The sequence below is a fragment of the Paenibacillus macerans genome (assembly GCF_900454495.1).
Classification (GTDB): Bacteria; Bacillota; Bacilli; order Paenibacillales; family Paenibacillaceae; genus Fontibacillus; species Fontibacillus macerans.
The window spans coordinates 204,241-220,143 of record NZ_UGSI01000002.1; the positions used below are offsets into that span (position 1 = coordinate 204,241).

14 protein-coding genes and 2 riboswitches are annotated in these 15,903 nt (G+C 50.5%); of the genes, 7 read left to right on the forward strand and 7 right to left on the reverse strand.

Going from position 1 to position 15,903, the window contains the following annotated elements:
• Window positions 1–30 precede the first annotated feature (30 nt).
• Window positions 31–945 carry an HPr(Ser) kinase/phosphatase gene (gene hprK / locus DYE26_RS24040; protein ID WP_036618434.1) on the forward strand — a complete coding sequence of 305 codons (915 nt, stop codon included), beginning with the start codon at window positions 31–33 and terminating at the stop codon, window positions 943–945.
• A 21-nt stretch (window positions 946–966) separates the two neighbouring features.
• On the opposite strand, the gene DYE26_RS24045 is transcribed toward hprK, so the two are convergent.
• From DYE26_RS24045 to DYE26_RS34940, 6 genes are all read right to left on the reverse strand, one after another.
• Window positions 967–1,764 (reverse strand): ABC transporter ATP-binding protein, encoded by a 798-nt coding sequence (locus tag DYE26_RS24045; RefSeq protein WP_036618437.1) that lies wholly within the window; start codon window positions 1,762–1,764, stop codon window positions 967–969.
• The gene (locus DYE26_RS24050) at window positions 1,764–2,795 is read right to left on the reverse strand and encodes a FecCD family ABC transporter permease (protein WP_036618440.1); all 1,032 of its coding nucleotides are present in this window, start codon (window positions 2,793–2,795) and stop codon (window positions 1,764–1,766) included. Before DYE26_RS24050 ends, DYE26_RS24045 begins: the two co-directional genes overlap by 1 nt.
• Window positions 2,792–3,832, reverse strand: a complete 1,041-nt coding sequence (locus tag DYE26_RS24055) for a FecCD family ABC transporter permease (RefSeq protein WP_036618443.1) — start codon at window positions 3,830–3,832, stop codon at window positions 2,792–2,794. The genes DYE26_RS24050 and DYE26_RS24055 overlap by 4 nt, the downstream gene beginning before the upstream one ends.
• Window positions 3,825–4,901, reverse strand: coding sequence for an iron-siderophore ABC transporter substrate-binding protein (locus tag DYE26_RS24060; RefSeq protein ID WP_082207995.1), 1,077 nt, complete (start codon window positions 4,899–4,901; stop codon window positions 3,825–3,827). The genes DYE26_RS24055 and DYE26_RS24060 overlap by 8 nt, the downstream gene beginning before the upstream one ends.
• A gap of 129 nt (window positions 4,902–5,030) precedes the next feature.
• Window positions 5,031–5,345, reverse strand: coding sequence for a zinc-binding dehydrogenase (locus tag DYE26_RS24065; protein WP_164815218.1), 315 nt, complete (start codon window positions 5,343–5,345; stop codon window positions 5,031–5,033).
• A 137-nt stretch (window positions 5,346–5,482) separates the two neighbouring features.
• The gene (locus tag DYE26_RS34940; protein ID WP_371860978.1) at window positions 5,483–5,665 is read right to left on the reverse strand and encodes an alcohol dehydrogenase catalytic domain-containing protein; all 183 of its coding nucleotides are present in this window, start codon (window positions 5,663–5,665) and stop codon (window positions 5,483–5,485) included.
• 188 nt (window positions 5,666–5,853) lie between these two features.
• On the opposite strand from DYE26_RS34940, the gene DYE26_RS24070 reads away from it, so the two are divergent.
• The 4 genes from DYE26_RS24070 (at window position 5,854) to DYE26_RS24085 (ending at window position 8,183) form a co-directional block, all read left to right on the forward strand.
• Window positions 5,854–6,354 (forward strand): MerR family transcriptional regulator, encoded by a 501-nt coding sequence (locus tag DYE26_RS24070; RefSeq protein ID WP_036618451.1) that lies wholly within the window; start codon window positions 5,854–5,856, stop codon window positions 6,352–6,354.
• Between the two features lie 2 nt (window positions 6,355–6,356).
• Entirely contained in the window at window positions 6,357–6,800 is a 444-nt protein-coding gene (locus tag DYE26_RS24075; protein ID WP_036618453.1) for an SRPBCC family protein, read from the forward strand.
• Window positions 6,801–6,802: 2 nt separating this feature from the next.
• Complete coding sequence (locus DYE26_RS24080) at window positions 6,803–7,261, forward strand: SRPBCC family protein (RefSeq protein WP_036618456.1); 459 nt, start codon at window positions 6,803–6,805, stop codon at window positions 7,259–7,261.
• 337 nt (window positions 7,262–7,598) lie between these two features.
• Window positions 7,599–8,183 carry a uracil-DNA glycosylase gene (locus tag DYE26_RS24085; protein ID WP_036618459.1) on the forward strand — a complete coding sequence of 195 codons (585 nt, stop codon included), beginning with the start codon at window positions 7,599–7,601 and terminating at the stop codon, window positions 8,181–8,183.
• Between the two features lie 75 nt (window positions 8,184–8,258).
• On the opposite strand, the gene DYE26_RS24090 is transcribed toward DYE26_RS24085, so the two are convergent.
• A complete protein-coding gene (locus tag DYE26_RS24090) occupies window positions 8,259–10,616 on the reverse strand; it encodes a glycoside hydrolase family 16 protein (protein ID WP_036618466.1) in 2,358 nt (785 codons plus the stop codon).
• Window positions 10,617–10,864: 248 nt separating this feature from the next.
• A riboswitch (cyclic di-GMP riboswitch) is annotated at window positions 10,865–10,950 on the forward strand.
• A 55-nt stretch (window positions 10,951–11,005) separates the two neighbouring features.
• Window positions 11,006–11,093, forward strand: a riboswitch (cyclic di-GMP riboswitch).
• A gap of 13 nt (window positions 11,094–11,106) precedes the next feature.
• On the opposite strand from DYE26_RS24090, the gene DYE26_RS24095 reads away from it, so the two are divergent.
• On the forward strand, window positions 11,107–11,907 hold the full coding sequence (locus DYE26_RS24095) for a transglutaminase-like domain-containing protein (RefSeq protein WP_036618470.1): 801 nt from the start codon (window positions 11,107–11,109) through the stop codon (window positions 11,905–11,907).
• A gap of 306 nt (window positions 11,908–12,213) precedes the next feature.
• Window positions 12,214–15,669, forward strand: a complete 3,456-nt coding sequence (locus tag DYE26_RS24100) for a collagen binding domain-containing protein (protein WP_227877068.1) — start codon at window positions 12,214–12,216, stop codon at window positions 15,667–15,669.
• The last annotated feature ends 234 nt before the right edge of the window (window positions 15,670–15,903 follow it).

Consider the following 15,903-nt stretch of genomic DNA (forward strand, 5'->3'; position numbering starts at 1 on the left):
TAAGAATTATTAATCATTGGGGAGAACAACATGAAGACGATCACGGTGCAAAGTCTTGCGAATATGTTTCATATGGAAGTGCTTGCCGGGGCGGGCCGTATGGACCGTGTGATTACCCGTCCGCGGGCGCACAGACCCGGGCTGGAGTTTGTGGGGTATTTTGATTTTTTTCCGATGGAACGGGTGCAAGTGCTTGGCCGTAAGGAAGTTAACTATCTATTGACATTATCCATTGAGGAACGCAAACTGCATATCGGCAACATCGTCAAATATCATCCGCCCTGCTTCATTGTGACGTCAGGACAGCAGGAGATCCCGTATCTGACCCTGTTCTGCGATCAGGAGGGGATTCCGCTGCTAAGGACGGAGGAGACGACAACGGAGTTTATCGCCAAGCTGGACAGCTATCTGGTCAAAGCGCTTGCCCCGGAGATATCGATCCATGGGGTATGCGTGAATGTATCGGGGATTGGCGTCCTGCTCCGCGGCAAATCCGGGATCGGCAAAAGCGAAACCGCCCACACGCTCATCAGAAGGGGCCACCGGTTCGTTGCGGACGATATTGTGGTGCTGAAGAAGTTAGGGCCAACGACTTTGCTCGGAACGCATAATGAAACCACACGCGAATTCCTCGCGCTGCGCAGCATCGGCCTGATTAATGTCGTACGCCAATACGGGCGCAGGGCTTTTCAGGACGAGACACGCATTGTACTCGACATTGAATTAGCGCCATGGAGGGAAGACTCTCTGAATAACGAGCTGGAACTGGAACCTCAATTCACGGAATATCTTGGCGTCAAGATCCCGCATATCGAGGTCCAGCTCCAGCCGGGACGGGATGTGGCCGGTCTGATTGAGGCGGCGGCCAACAATTGGTATCTCAAGCAGCTCGGCTATAGTGCCGCCGAAGAGTTCATGCAGCGGATCGAAAACAAAATGCAGTAGGCGCGGTTGGATTACAATCACTCATACATGATACCGCCCTTTGGGCACTACCAATGGAGAGCCGGAAATGGGATCTTGTATCACCGTGCAATCGAGCCCGTAAATGTCTTTCACCAATGTGGTTGTAATCACCTGAGACGGCTCGCCCTCCGCCACAAGCTTTCCTTGCTGAAGCGCAAAAATATGGTCCGCGTAACGTGCGGATAAGTTGATATCGTGAAGAACCATGACAATCGTAGTTCCGTGTTTTCGGTTAAGGTCCGTGAGCAGGTCAAGAATTTCGACTTGATAGGTGATATCCAAAAAGGTTGTCGGTTCATCGAGAAATAAAATGTCGGTTTGTTGCGCCAGAGCCATGGCAATCCAGACGCGCTGCCGTTGACCGCCGGAAAGCTCGTCAATATTGTGATTCGCAAACTCCGTTATGTCCATAATTCGCATCGCTTCGGCAACGGCCTCATAATCTTTTTTAGTCCATCCGCCGAACAACGATTGGTGCGGAAACCTTCCCCGTCCAACCAAATCCGCTACCGAAATGCCTTCCGGAACAATAGGGGATTGCGGCAGCAGCCCGACCACGCGAGCCAGCTGTTTTGGCGGCATTTTGCCGATGGGTTTTCCGTCAATCGTGATTTTGCCGGACTTAGGCTTTATCAGCCTTGCCAGTGTTTTCAGCAGCGTGGACTTTCCGCAGCCGTTGGCTCCAATAATAACGCTTATTTTATGACTGGGGATAACAAGGTCTACACCTTGGATAATCGTTTTATGATCATAGCCGGCCACGAGCTGTTCGGCTTGAAATAGATGCGTTGGTTTCATTATAACTCGCCCTTTCGATTCATTCGGATGAGCAGGAAGATCAGATACGGCGCTCCGAGTATTCCGGTCATGATGCCCACAGGGAATCTGTACTCGAAAGCAAATTGTCCGATTAAATCTGCCGCCAACACCAAATTTACGCCAACAAGACCAGCCGGGATTATGTTCGAGAAGCCGGCTCCGGCCAGTCTTTTCGCGATCGGCCCCGAAAGGAAGGAGACAAAAGCGATTGGCCCGGTGGTAGCGGTAGCCAGAGCAATCATGCACACAGAACTCAAAATAAGCGCTATTCTTGTCTTGTCCGTGTTCACTCCAAGCGAAGTGGCCGATTGTTCTCCAAGTTCCAATAGACTTAGATGTTTTCCCAGGACGATAGCGATAGGCGTAAAGATCAATACCGTTAGGACAAGAGGCGGAAGTTCGTGCATTTGCGAGCCATTCAGACTGCCGCTAAGCCATCTGATCGCTGCGGGAATATCTTGTTGAGCGCCAACCAGCAGCAGGTAGGAAATCAGGGCGTCAAGCATGGCCTGTATGCCGATTCCGACGAGGATCAAGCGCCCGACCGAAAATGACTTCCCCCTGGACAATAAATAAATGATGATAACCGTAACAAGACCGGCAATCACCGAAGCAACGGAAACAACCGCCCGGTTTGAATGAAGTAAGGTGATGCAAAAAACAGCCGCCGCGCTTGAGCCGGAGGTAATCCCGATGACATTCGGGTTCGCAAGGGGGTTGCGCAGCATAGTCTGGAAGATGCAGCCGGCTGCACCAAAAGCAAATCCGGCGAAAAGACCTGCCAGCATTCTCGGTAGACGTATCGTATTCACCGCAAAAGACACGCCTTTAAGCTGCTCGCCCGAAAGCGCCCGGATGACATCTTGAACCGGATAAATGGTGTTTCCCAGTAACAGCATAGCGCAGCAAAGCACGCATGCAAGTACTGCAAGGAAGCCGGTGATCAGTATCCACCGGCGGCGTCTTTGACGCCGGCCCGCCATAATAAATTCAATAGATTCATTTTTCATAGTGAACGCACTTTCGATCTCATCGCTAATATGATTAGGATTGGAGCTCCTATAAACGCAGTAACCACACCGACTTCAAGTTCTCCCGGGCTGCCGATGAGCCTGCCGCACACATCCGCTAATGTCAAAATGATGGCTCCCGCAATAGCTGACACGGGGATTACCAAACGCAGATCGGGCCCAAGCATGAGACGGATGACGTGAGTGGCCAATAGCCCGATAAAACCGATCGGGCCTGCGAGGGCCGTAGTTGCCCCACATAGAACAACACCTGCAAAAGCCGCGACAAACCGCAGTAGTCCTGTTCGAACGCCGAGTCCGGTCGCGGCATCATCCCCCAATGCCAGCGCATTTAGCGCCGGTGCAGTCATTACGGCGATCAGTATGCCAACGATCATAAACGGGGTGAATGTGGCTATAGCGCTCCAGGTTGCCGAGCCGACGCTGCCCACTTGCCAGAACCGGAATTGATCCATGACATAAGAGCGCGGAATCATGATGGCGGTGACCAGAGAAGAAAGCGCGGCGCTTGTGGCGGCTCCGGCCAAAACAAGCTTAATGGGCGTGGCGCCGCCACGCCCCATAGAGCCGATTCCAAATACGAACACCGCAGTGATCGCGGCTCCGGCTAAAGCTAGCCATATATATTGATTTGCGGTGCTTATATTCAAAAATGCAATTCCGCAAACCACAAACAAGGACGCGCCTGTGTTCACTCCCAGTATACTCGGGTCCGCAATTGGGTTGCGCGTGACCGATTGCATAAGCGCTCCAGAGACTCCGAGCGCCGCACCGCAAAACAAACTGAACACGGTTCGGGAAATTCTTTTGCGAACCACGTTAGCCCCGAAGGATTGGATATCTTGATGAAATAAACCGTTTATCAGTTCATTAAAACTAACCATACGAGAGCCTAAAACCAGAGATGCAACTACGCACGCGCCGAGCAAGACAATACAAATCACCAGAACCGTCATAAAGTGCTCCGGCATATGGAAGCTTTGCTGTTTATCTTTTGAAACCGAAGAACTATTCATTTATCTTGTCAATAGCTCCTCCTATTAATGCTAGATATTCATCAATGGTATAAGCTATCGAAAGCGGGTTAGGAGTTCCGGCAGCTACTAAAGGTGTATCGCTGTCGATAAATGCGACAGAACCTCTTTGGATCGCAGGAATTTTACCTAGTAGTGAATCGGCTTGGAGCGTCTTCAACAATTCGTCATTCCCATATCCAACGATGAGATCGGCATCGTAAAGGGCCTCGACATTCTCGGCGCTTAAATTCAAGGAGAAGCTAGTAGGGTCCGTAATCTGGTTCGTAACACTTTCAGGATAAACCATTCCCAGCTCATACAAGAAAGCGACGCGAGAGTCTACAGGAGTATAGATATGCAGTTGCGACAAATCTTCAGCCGAGAAGTTAACCCAAACCACTTTCTTGCCTTTCATCTGCGGATATTGACTTAGCTTTTCGTTAACCATATCCTCGGTGACCTTGATGAGTTGTTCCCCTTCCGCTTTCATGCCCATGCCTTCTGCATTCAGCAGGACTTGCTCTCGCCATGTGGTGGACCAAGGAGCGGTCGGATAGGCCACAACCGGAGCGATTTGACTAAGAAGATCGTAGTCCTCCTGAGTTATCCCGGAGTAAGCGGCAAGAATGACATCCGGGTCCGCATCGGAAATCGCCTCAAAATCAAGGCCGTCCGTATCCTGAAAAACGTTAGGATCGCTTGCGCCAAGTTCTTTGAGTTTTTCCGCTGTCCAAGGCAAAAGCCCGCTGCCATCCTGAACGCCGAAGTTCGCCGCCGAGAAGCCTACGGGAACAACTCCGAGAGCGAGAGCAACATCATGATTCGCCCATTGAACGGTAACTACCCGTTCAGGCTTGCTTTCAATGACAGTTTCACCGAAAGCGTGTTTGATCACGATCGGATATGCGGAATTCGTATCTGGCGAAGCGGGCGCTTCAGTTTTAGACGTTTCGGCCGAAGTTGGTGCGGATGTTGAACTTGATTGCTGGCTTGAGCAACCAACTAGCGAGAATATAAGCACAATCGAAACAAGTAATGTGCCTAATGAGGCATTTCGTTTTGCATTCATTGGCATACGGCATACCCTTTCCTATCAAGAACTGTATTTTTAAATAGCGCTTTTAATTGATAATGATTATCAAAGTCAATATACAGTCCCCTTGCCGGGTTGTCAATGAAAAATTTGTAAGAGCGTATTTCAAATTAAACCTGAGTTTATGTCCAGCAAAATTCTTCCGCGTCCATGTCTTGCTTTGCTTTTCTCCAGTGCTTTGTCAGCTTGGTTTAGCGGGAATATGGAATCGATCTTTGCTTTAATCGTACCATCGGCAATTAATTCCGCTATGGTCTGCAGATTCGCGTAGGTTGGGAATTTGGTGTTGAATTTAGCTGTAATGCCATGCTTTTGCGCGTTTTCTTGGGATGAATCCTGAGCCAAAGTGACGAGAATCCCCCCTTTCTTGAGAGCGGCCCAGGAACGATTCTCGGTATCGCCTCCCACGAAATCGACCAACACCGCCTGCCGCCGCATGAATTAGCACGGTTTGCCAGGCTGGAGTTCGCCTTCGGTGAACAGCGCCTTCCAGGCCGTTTCAGCTCCTGCCTTAGTCGTTGCCGCATCTTCAAAGGTAAGATTACCTGGCATCTTGACTAATTCTTGGGCTTTCGCAATGCCATATTCTGCATAGGCCCCTTTGACACTACCAAAAATCTGCGATCCCCTGGCTTAAACTCCGTTACATCTTGCCCCACCTCCTCGACAACTCCGGAAGCATAGAATCCCGGGATGTAGTCAAGTGGAATGACTGCAGCATACACGATGCGAACGAGCACTTCATCCGTTTGCGGCTGAGGGCATTCAACTTTTTCTATTTTTATCTCTCTTTCTTTATTAATGTGGTCGTCAACCTAAAATATAAAAGGTCTTTTTCCCAAATAAATATTTTGGTTGAACCTTACGCAACGTTATCTTTTATACTTAAGCTACCGGTAAACAAGTTAGCGCTAACGAAGGGGTTCCTATGAAACGACATTGGAAGGTCGGGGATCTTGCCAAACTGGCGGGACTCACCGTGCGAACTTTGCGATATTACGATCAAATCGGCTTGTTCTCACCATCCGGCCAGACGGAGTCCGGTCACAGGCTGTACAATGAATCCGATCTGTCGCGCCTGCAGCAGATTTTATCGCTTAAGGAATTGGGCTTGTCTCTGGAGGAGGTCAGGTCCGTCTTAAACGGCGGACAGATCAGCCCGCTGGAAATCGTCAACCTGCAAATGGCGCGAATCAAGGAGCAAATCAAACAGCAGCAAACGCTCCTTGACCAGCTTCAGCATGTATCCAAAGCGATGCAGGGGAAGGCGCCCTTAGCGGTTGAAGACTTCACGGAACTCTTGCGAGCGATGAAAAAGAGCCATGAGAAGCTGGTCGTCGAGCGCCGGGCAAGCTGGGAGCGCCGTCTGGATTTACTGGGCGATTTTCTTGCCGAAACAGAGGAACAATCGAAATCTAAGGAGGACTGACCGTGACCGAACGATTTGTCAAGCACGCCACCTTCGTCGTGGAGCGGACTTATGCCGCACCGCCTGCGAGGGTCTACCGGGCCTGGGCCGATCCGGCCGCCAAAGCAAAGTGGTTTTCAAAAGCCGATATTTTCGAATTCCGCGTCGGAGGACGCGAATACAGCAGCGGAGGTCCGCCGGAGGGGCCCGTCTTTACCTTTGATGCTTGCTACCAGGAGATTGTACCGGAGCAGCGCATCGTCTATAGCTACACTTTGGATTCGGGCGACGAGCGAATCTCCGTTTCGCTCACCACGGTCGAGCTTATCCCGATCGAGGGCGGGACGAAGCTGGTCTTCACCGAGCAAGGGGCCTTTTTCGATGGACACGATACGCCGGAAGTGCGTGAGCAGGGCACAAGTGAGATGCTTGATACCCTTGGCAACACGCTCGAACAGGAGGTATAACCATGACCGCTATCATTGGTGATAATGAAATTATCTCCTCACGCCAATTCCATTTGCCAAGTGAGCGGGTTTTTGAAGCGTGGACGAACCCCGATCAATTGGCACGTTGGTGGGGACCGAACGGTTTCACCAATACGTTCCATGAATTCGATTTACGCCCGGGCGGAGCGTGGCGTTATGTCATGCACGGGCCGGATGGCGTGGACTATCCCAACCATTGCGTTTTTGAGGAAATCGTGGTTTTGGAACGAATCGTACTCAGACATTTGTCCGGCCATGAATTTCTGGTAACGGCTGCTTTCGAGGACCTTGACGGCGGAACAAAGGTCGTTTTTCGCCAGCTATTTATGAAAACGGAGGAGTTCGAAGAAGCCAAGAGCTACTGCGCCGAGGGCAATGAACAAAACTTGGACCGGCTGGAAGCTTCGTTGGAGCAAACCAAGGGGCGTCCTTCGGAATAAAGGGCATTTGTTGTCTTCAAAATAGAGGCACTTTATGTGCTTATTGTCCGAATCCAGGTCTGTTCATCCCCATTAGCGGCATTTTTTGTACTTATATTCCTATGAAAGGCCCAGAACGTAGGCACTTTCTTGCGACGAGGGGGAATAGCGGCATAAATTGCCGCTATTTCTCTCAAACAAACGAAACCGCTGGATTAACGACATTTTTTGTCCTTATGTGTTGCGCTGGAGTTTCTGCCGCGGTTAACTGGCAATAAGAGCAAGTTTTCGTCTGGGATGGGCATAATGGAGTCATTGTGTGCTAAGGAAAAGAAGAAAGGAGCCGCATGACACGGAAATGGATCATCCCTTTGTAATTCTGCCTGAAGAACAAGCGCCAGCAGGTATTCAGCATTGTGTATGCTGCGAACTGTCCAAGCAGCGGAATCGCGTCGTCTGGGGGGAAGGAAATCCGCAAGCCCCGCTGATGATGATCCTGGATAATCCGGGAGCCCGGGAGGACCGGGAAGGAAATCCGTTTTTGTGCGGTACCCGGGAGACCTTCCAACTCGGCATGAGGGAAGCGGGGATCGATATGAGTTCGGTTTATGTCACTTATTTACTGAAATGCCGGCCGCTGCGCGCTTACAATAAGCCCGAGGCCAGAGCGGCATGTTTTCCTCATCTGCAGTTGCAGCTGCTTCAGAAGCAGCCGTCGGTGTTGTTCGGCTTCGGGAATGTCGTGGCGCAAGCCTTATTCCCGCAGAAGGAGAACGCCAGTGTCAAGGAATTGCGGGGGAGCTGGCACGATTTCCAAGGCTTGCCTATCGGCTTTACCTATCACCCGCTTGCCGTAAGAAGGAGGCCCAATTTGCTAAAGTTCTTCGTAGGGGACTTGAAAGCTTTGAAAGAGAAGTGGAAGGAAAGATCGACCTCATCATAACAACAGGAAAAACGAGAGGGAAGTCATATATCTTCCCTCTCATCTGCGTAAGGCAATATTCTACTATTACCCGGTTTACTCCGGAGTTCCTTGCGTTACCCCATGGACATAAGTTTGCCAAGGGGTATCCAGCGCTCCCTGCCCGGGGTTATAGGTAAAGAAGTACTCGACGGTATCCCCCTGTTTCAGATTATTGACCGCATAGGTATAGTTGCCGTTCCCCGCCCCGGTCATGGCCACGTTCAGCTGTACGCCGTTATTGACCTTGTAGTGCAAGTCGGCGAAGGTTGCGCCGTTTACATAGAACAATAAGTCATCGCCTGTTTTCTTCAGGCCCTTCACCTCATCGCCGATGACGATCGTGGAAGGGGGCGCCGGTTCTTCAGGATTCTGCTGGCCGCCGCCGTTGTCTTTGTAAACACGCACATAATCTACTTGCAACGTTGCCGGGATATCGCCGGGATTCGGAGTCACACCGCCGTCAAAGTTCCCGCCGATCGCCAGATTCATAATCAGGTAGAACGGCTGGTCGAAAGGGGCGTTCGGATTGTTCGGCGCAGCTGCGGAATACCATTGATCCCTGTTAGCTTTAAAGAAGAACTTGCCGTCGACATACCATTTAATGTTGTCCTCTTCCCAGACTACGGAATATACGTGAAAATCATTGGCGATGGTTTGCCCTTCCGGGAAATGATATTCGCCGGAGACATGGGTATTCGCCGGCCATTGTCCGCCAAAGTGGATAGCGCCGCTGGACGTGCCGGGCAACCGTCCTCTCGCTTCCATCACATCAATTTCGCCGGATGCGGCCCACGAACCGTAGACATTATCTTGCGGAAGCATCCAGAAGGCCGGCCAGATGCCATTTCCTGCAGGCAGCTTGGCGCGAAAATCCACTCTGCCGTATTTGAGCGAAAAATGATCTTTGGTATTGATTTTCCCGGAGGAGTATTGTGCATACCGGCTAGGATCCTGCGGGAAGGATTTGGGCTCGTTTAAGGCCCGGATGTTTAACTTTCCGTCCTGGATAAATACATTTTGCGTACTGTTTGTATAGTGCTGCAGTTCCGCATTGCCCCAACCCCAGGTACCGGGATCGTCATTGAGATAGTAACCCAGTTCATAGTTCCATTTGCTCGTATCCAGCTTATTTTCGCTAAATTCATCCTGCCAGATGAGCTCCATGCCCTCAATGGCCGGGTTGCTTGGCGTTCCGACAGAAATATCCTCGCCATCGGTTACATCCGGACGGGGAGCGTTCGGGTTTCCGATAAAGGTGTAGTAGACGAAATTATCACCGACATTTCCGCCCGCCTGCCCGTTTAATGGATAGCCGATGCGGATCTGCAGATCTTCCTGGATGGGCTGGAACCATAGCCCGTAGATGTGGTCGACCCAATACCCCCACTGATTGGCGGCGGACATGTTATTGTAACCGTTGGCGGAGTATACAAATCCGCTCTGACCGGAATCCCCTAAATTGACCCATTGCCCACCCATGTTAATCTGGTATACGAAATTTCCAAGCTCATCGGCTACCGGCGCGTTTCCATCAATCTTAGGCAGCGGCACACCGATCGCACCGCTTTCATTGGCCGTGAAGGTCGTTCCGTCGTAGGGAGTAATGACATAAGAATTTCTTACGGGTTCATTAAAGATAATGGTATAAATGACGTTAACCAAAGAGGTTTTCGATTCTAATTTGACGTTGATCGACTCCGTGACGTTAAACCAGTAGCCGCCGCCTCCATCGGTGAAATGGCCGAAGTTTTTATCGTAGATCCAGCCGCTGGCCGCATTGTTGTCAATATCGATCCATGCACTGCTGTTTACAGGTTTTACGTACACTTTCAAATCATCGGCCACAGCTGCAAAGGGGATTGCCGGATCATTGTTGAAAACCGGATAGGTAAAGCCGGCGCCGCCCGTAGTATCCGCCGTAATTTGCGGCCCTTGTGTAGGCGTCATCGCCGTAATGGTGGTTTTGTTGATGTTTTGAAACACAAGAGTGTAATCCAGCGTAACCCCATTCGCTTTGGAGTACAGTTGAATTTCGGTTGTCGCGGAAAGAGTGAACCAATAACCGTTAAAGCCGCTGTCGCTCCAGTGGCCCCAGTTTTGGTTGTAGACAAAGCTGCCGGCACTGTCAATATCGACCCAACTGCCGCCCACTTTCACATTAACGCCCAAGTCTTGGATCACATCATTCCAGGTGGCGGAGCCTCCATTGAATTTAGGCATCACAAATCCGTAACTGGCTTGTCCAACCCCTGATTTTGTGATGACAGGTCCGTCCGACGCTGAAAAATAATCCATAGAGGTGATAGTGGCCGTTCCCGCTCCTTCAGCGGCCTGAACCGGCGAAGTTGATAGCAGGCTGACGCTGGCCATCATAACTAGCGCCAGGAACAAACTGAAAACTTTTTGCTTCATAAATACCCTCCCTTAATCAATAGTGGATTCTCCTATCCCATACACGGTCAGGAAAATACTAACATTATAGTACATTTTTATTCTATCGAATGTGATCACCGGATGAACAGGTGCTATTTTTTTGGTGGGGTCCTATTTTTTCGGGTGAGTTCGAGTGAGTTCGGGGGAGGAATGATAGTTCGACAAAATTCCAAATTTTCTCTTGATGGTATTCCATATATTTGATATGATAGATTCACAAAAGCTGATCACGATAACGGCAAACTTGTCGAAAGATAAGGACGCAAAGCTACAGGGCCTTCTTGACGAACGTCAATGGCAGCCAGCTACCGAACGAAGATGCTTTTTTGTTTTTTTGGAGAAGATGTATCAGTATCTGTGAAACTCTATTACGAAAATAGCAAACTTGTCGAAAGACAGGGACGCAAAGCCACAGGGCCTTCTTGACGAAACGTCAATGGCAGCCTGGCCGCCGAAGGGAGTTTGCAGTATGCGCAACATTGTGTTCGCTATTGTAGGGCTTTTTGCGTTATTGATGTGGGCTCCGGATGTACAAGCTGCCCCGTCCGAAGATTGGTTGGGTTTGGAGCAGTTGGACCGTGGCGCCGTCGTCATTCGTTATGATGCGGAAGCCGGGGCCAAAACGAAGCTCATGATCGCAAAAGGTAATGACAAATATACCTATGTCCTTTCGCCGGATAAGCGGCAGGAAGTATTTCCGCTCCAGATGGGCAATGGTGAATATAAGGTTACCGTTCTGGAACAAGTCAGCGGTACCAAATACAAAATCGTTCAGGAAGCGGCCGTTACACTTCAACTTGCGGATGACAGCAAAGTGTTTTTGAACTCTGTGCAAAATGTCGATTGGAGCGATAGGGATCAGGCAGCCCAGCTTGCGAAGAAGCTTGCCCAATCCGCTCCGTCCGACGAGAAGAAAGTGCACGCTATTTATGAATATATTGTCGGGACGATCCGGTACGATCATACTCTGGCAGCCAGCGAATTGACGGACTACCTTCCCGATAGCAACCGCACGTTGGCAGGGCGGAAAGGGATGTGTTACGACTATGCCTCCTTGTTCGCTTCCATGTTGCGGAGTATCGGAATTCCGGCCAAGCTTGTTATGGGAACTTCGGAATACGTTGATGTTTACCACGCTTGGAATGAAGTTTATTTGAACGGACAATGGGTAACCATTGATACAACTGTCGATGCGGGCTGGAAGAGCAGTGAGACAGGGGTCAACATGATTAAAGACGCCTCGCGTTATTCCCCGGTGAAATACTATTGATTTTTACGAAATAAACATAGGCTTTGGACGATATGTCCAAGGCTTATTTGGCGTTGTTGAGAAATTGTATAGTATTGGCATATATAATGGCGGAAGCCCATTTGGTTCTGAAGAAAATACAGGCACAATTCATCGTGCGCCAATAAAGATCAGCGGAGGTGATGGACTGAAAATTACCCTATCGACATGTTGTCCGATGGATGCATGGCCCGAATTGCGCACGGAAGGCGGATCGGAACCGAATATAATGAGGGTGATGTAGAGACAGAGGGAGAGATTACGAGGAAAAAGGTTTGTGGAATCGTTGTGGCATTGCTGTTGCTGATGCAGACGCTGTATGGCGCATCCGTTTGGACGGCGAACGCAGCGGCCGGCGTGCAAGAATCAACGGGCAGCGCGCAAGAATCCGTGACGGATAGCGTATATGACCGGCCGGCGCCAGTCGCCAGGCCAGTCGCCAGGCCAGTCGCCAGTGCGGAGAGTATTTTAACCAAAGTCGTGTTAACCGATTTAAACGGTACCGTGATTGATGCGGTGTATAATCCCGATAGCAGTTTGGACGTCGGCGCGGCCGTCAACCTCAGCTATGAATGGGAGCTTCCAAACGGACACGGCTACAAGAATGGAGATACATTCAGCTTCGAGCTGCCGCGGCAGTTTGAAATTTTTACGGATATTGATGCCCCGCTTCTTGCCGATCAAGGGAAAGTCGGCCGGTTTACGGTCGATCTGAACGGGAAAGTTGTGATGACCTTCAATGATTACGTGGAGAGTCATTCCAACATCGCCGGCAAGCTGGAAATTCGTACGGAATTTAAGAAGGAAGTCCTTAAAGGCAGTACGGAAGTCGTTATTGCCATTCCAGTAAAAAGCGGAGTGCAGACCGCTATCGTGAATCTGAAGCCGAAGGGCGGAAAGCTGATCGAAAAGCAAGGGAAAGCGATCGGCAAAGATCGGATCGATTGGACGGTTCAAGTTAACAAGTCGCTGGAAAAAATCAAGCACGCGGTGATCACTGACGCACTGCCTGAAGGTTTGGAGCTTATTGCTGACTCTGTGGAGGTTTACCGTTTGCAAGTTAACGGTGACGGATCGGCGGCCCTTGGCGACAAGGTAGATTCCGGCAAATATAAGGTCGAAACGAACGGTGGCGCGAAACTGGAGCTTGCGTTCCAGGATGAGACGATCGGCAAGGCTTATGAGATTCGCTTTTCGACGAAGCTTACCGGTGAGCAGTCGCGCTTTGAAAACACCGCTGTCTTGTCCGGCGACGGAACGGAAGATGCCAAATCGACCGCTACGGTAACGGTAAACCGCGGCCAATTTTTGGATAAATCGTTTAGCGTGGATAACAGCACCGGAATCATCACTTGGACTGTGAAATACAATTTCAATGAAAAGAAGATTCCAAAAGAGAAAGCGGTCATCACGGATGAATTCAGCGAAATTCATACATGGATTGCCGATTCGCTGAAGGTGTACAACGGGGATTCGAAGGCTGATAAAGATCTGGTTGCCAAGGATGAATACACCGCCGAATCGGCGGGTAAGAACGGATTCAGCCTTCAATTCGAGAAGGATATCGATTCGCCTTATACGATCGTTTACCAGACGAAGCCGGTCGATCGGACGATCGCCGACGGGAAGCAGGTGAAGAACAAAGTCGTGTCGGGTGATGCGTCCAAGGAAGTGACCACCCCGGCCCAAGGAAGCCGCGCTCTGGTGAAAGGCGTACAGAACATCGATTTTGCCGGCAAAACGGCGAAATGGCTGATTACGGTCAACGGCGATAAACGGCCGGACGGCGGCAAGTACAGCATGAAGGATGTAGTCATTACGGATACGTTCCCGCAGGGCGGTCTTGAATTCGTTCCGGATTCCATGATCGTAAAAGCGGATGGGAAGCTCGTTCCTAAAAGCGATTATAAGGTTGAGTACGACAATGTACGCAGCGGCTTTGTCATCAAGTTCCTGAAGACCATTGACACCACGTATACGATCGAGTATGAAACGAAGTTTAACATCGGCTGGCTGAAGGAGCGAAAGCTCGATTTTAAGAACAGAGCTGTCATGACGTGGACCGAGGACGGCGAGAAGAAAGGGCCGATCCAACGGGAAGCCGCCTTCTCCTCCGACGATTATACGAAAAACAATGGCGGTAAAGACGGCAGCTACGATCCTGTCAACAAAGAGATCACGTGGAACATTAAGATGAATTACAATCTCGATCCGCTTGACAAAGCCATCGTAACGGATGTTCTGAAGCAGGAGCAGAAGTTTGTTCCGAATTCGGTAAAGGTGTATGCGATGGAGCTGACGGGGGGACGCAATGGCGTTAAGAAGGGCGCTGAAGTTTCGGCTGCTCAATACGAGGTGACGGAACCGTCCGAAGCGAACGGAAACAAACTGACCGTTCAATTTAAGAACAAGATCGCATCGGCCTATTGGATCGAGTTCAAAACATCGCTGCAGGACACGTTGATTGTCAAGACGATGGATAATACCGCTGAGCTGTGGAACGGCAGCGATAAAGCGGCGATATGGAACGCCAGCGTGACGATTCCGCATGGCGGCGAGTACGTGACGAAGAAAGGCGCCCAAAATGGAAATAAAATCGATTGGACGATTCGCATTAATGAAGGCCAGTCGCATATTTCCAACGCCAAAATTATCGATTATCCAAGCGTGAATCAGGTTTTGATCGAAGATTCGTTCCGCCTCTACAAAGCCAAGGTCAATGCAAACGGTGAAGCGGTCAAAGCGGAAGAATTGACCAAAGGGAAGGACTACACGTTAACCATCACAAGGCTTGACGGCGATCAAGAGACGTTTGAATTAAAGTTCACGGACGCCATCTCCACGGCTTATATTTTAGAATACCAGTCGTTCATTGCCGCTGGAGATAAAGAAGCTGTGCAAAATAAGGTAGCGCTCGAAGGAGATCAGCTGAAGACCGAGCTTAGGGAAACGACGGAAGAGGTCATTGTCCGTACTTCCTCCGGTTCAGGTTCGGGCGGCGGCGTAACGGGCAGCCTGGAAGTGACGAAGGTGGACCGCGACGACAACACGAAGCCGCTGGCGGGAGCGAAGTTCGCGCTTTACGATGCAGCGGGCAAACGGGCGCCGAACGTAATTACTACGGATGCGGAAGGCAAAGCCCTGTTTACGAAACTGTTGTATGACGATTATATTTTGGAGGAGTTAGCCGCTCCGGAAGGATATAAGATCGATCAGGCAACTTGGAACGTAACGATCGACTCCAGTATTACGAGCCAAGGCAATGTGCTGAAAATGACCGTAACGAACAGCAAGGTACCCGTTAAACCTGGCGAGCCGTCGAATCCGTCCGATCCGTCCGATCCGTCCGATCCGTCCGATCCGGGCAATCCCGGGAACCCAACGAGACCGGACCGTCCATCGACTCCGGTAACGCCGGGCGATCCTTCGACTCCGTCAAATCCGGAGACGCCGCCGACCGGCGAAGTAGAAGTGCCGGATGAAGATATCCCGAGAGGCGAACCGGCAACACCTCAAACGCCTTCGGCGGATGATTCGGAAACGCCTACCGTTGATGTCGGAGAAGAGGATATTCCACGCGGCGAGCCGAAGCCGGAGAAGCCGAAGCCGCAAACTCCGGCTTCGGAGAAGCCGGTATCCATGCTTCCGAAGACCGGTGAAGAAAGCCGTTATCCGTACTATTTGACGGGTCTCGGACTGATCGTTCTCGGTGTATGGTTAAGCCGCAGACGACTAACCAAGTAACAATATTTCCGGGTGCTTCGGCTCCCCTTGTCCTGGTAGCAGGCAGGGGGAGCCGTTGTTTTTTTTGAGAAAGTTAGGATTTCTAAAATTGAAGTTGGCATCGAAAATTGGGGGGAGTTGGCTTTCGGGAGTTATGAGCCTAATTTATAGATTCACATGCCGCCCAATGATAACGCATACTTCCTGTGTTACCGCCGCGTACATAGCGGACATTAAATTTCCGTAAATGTTGGT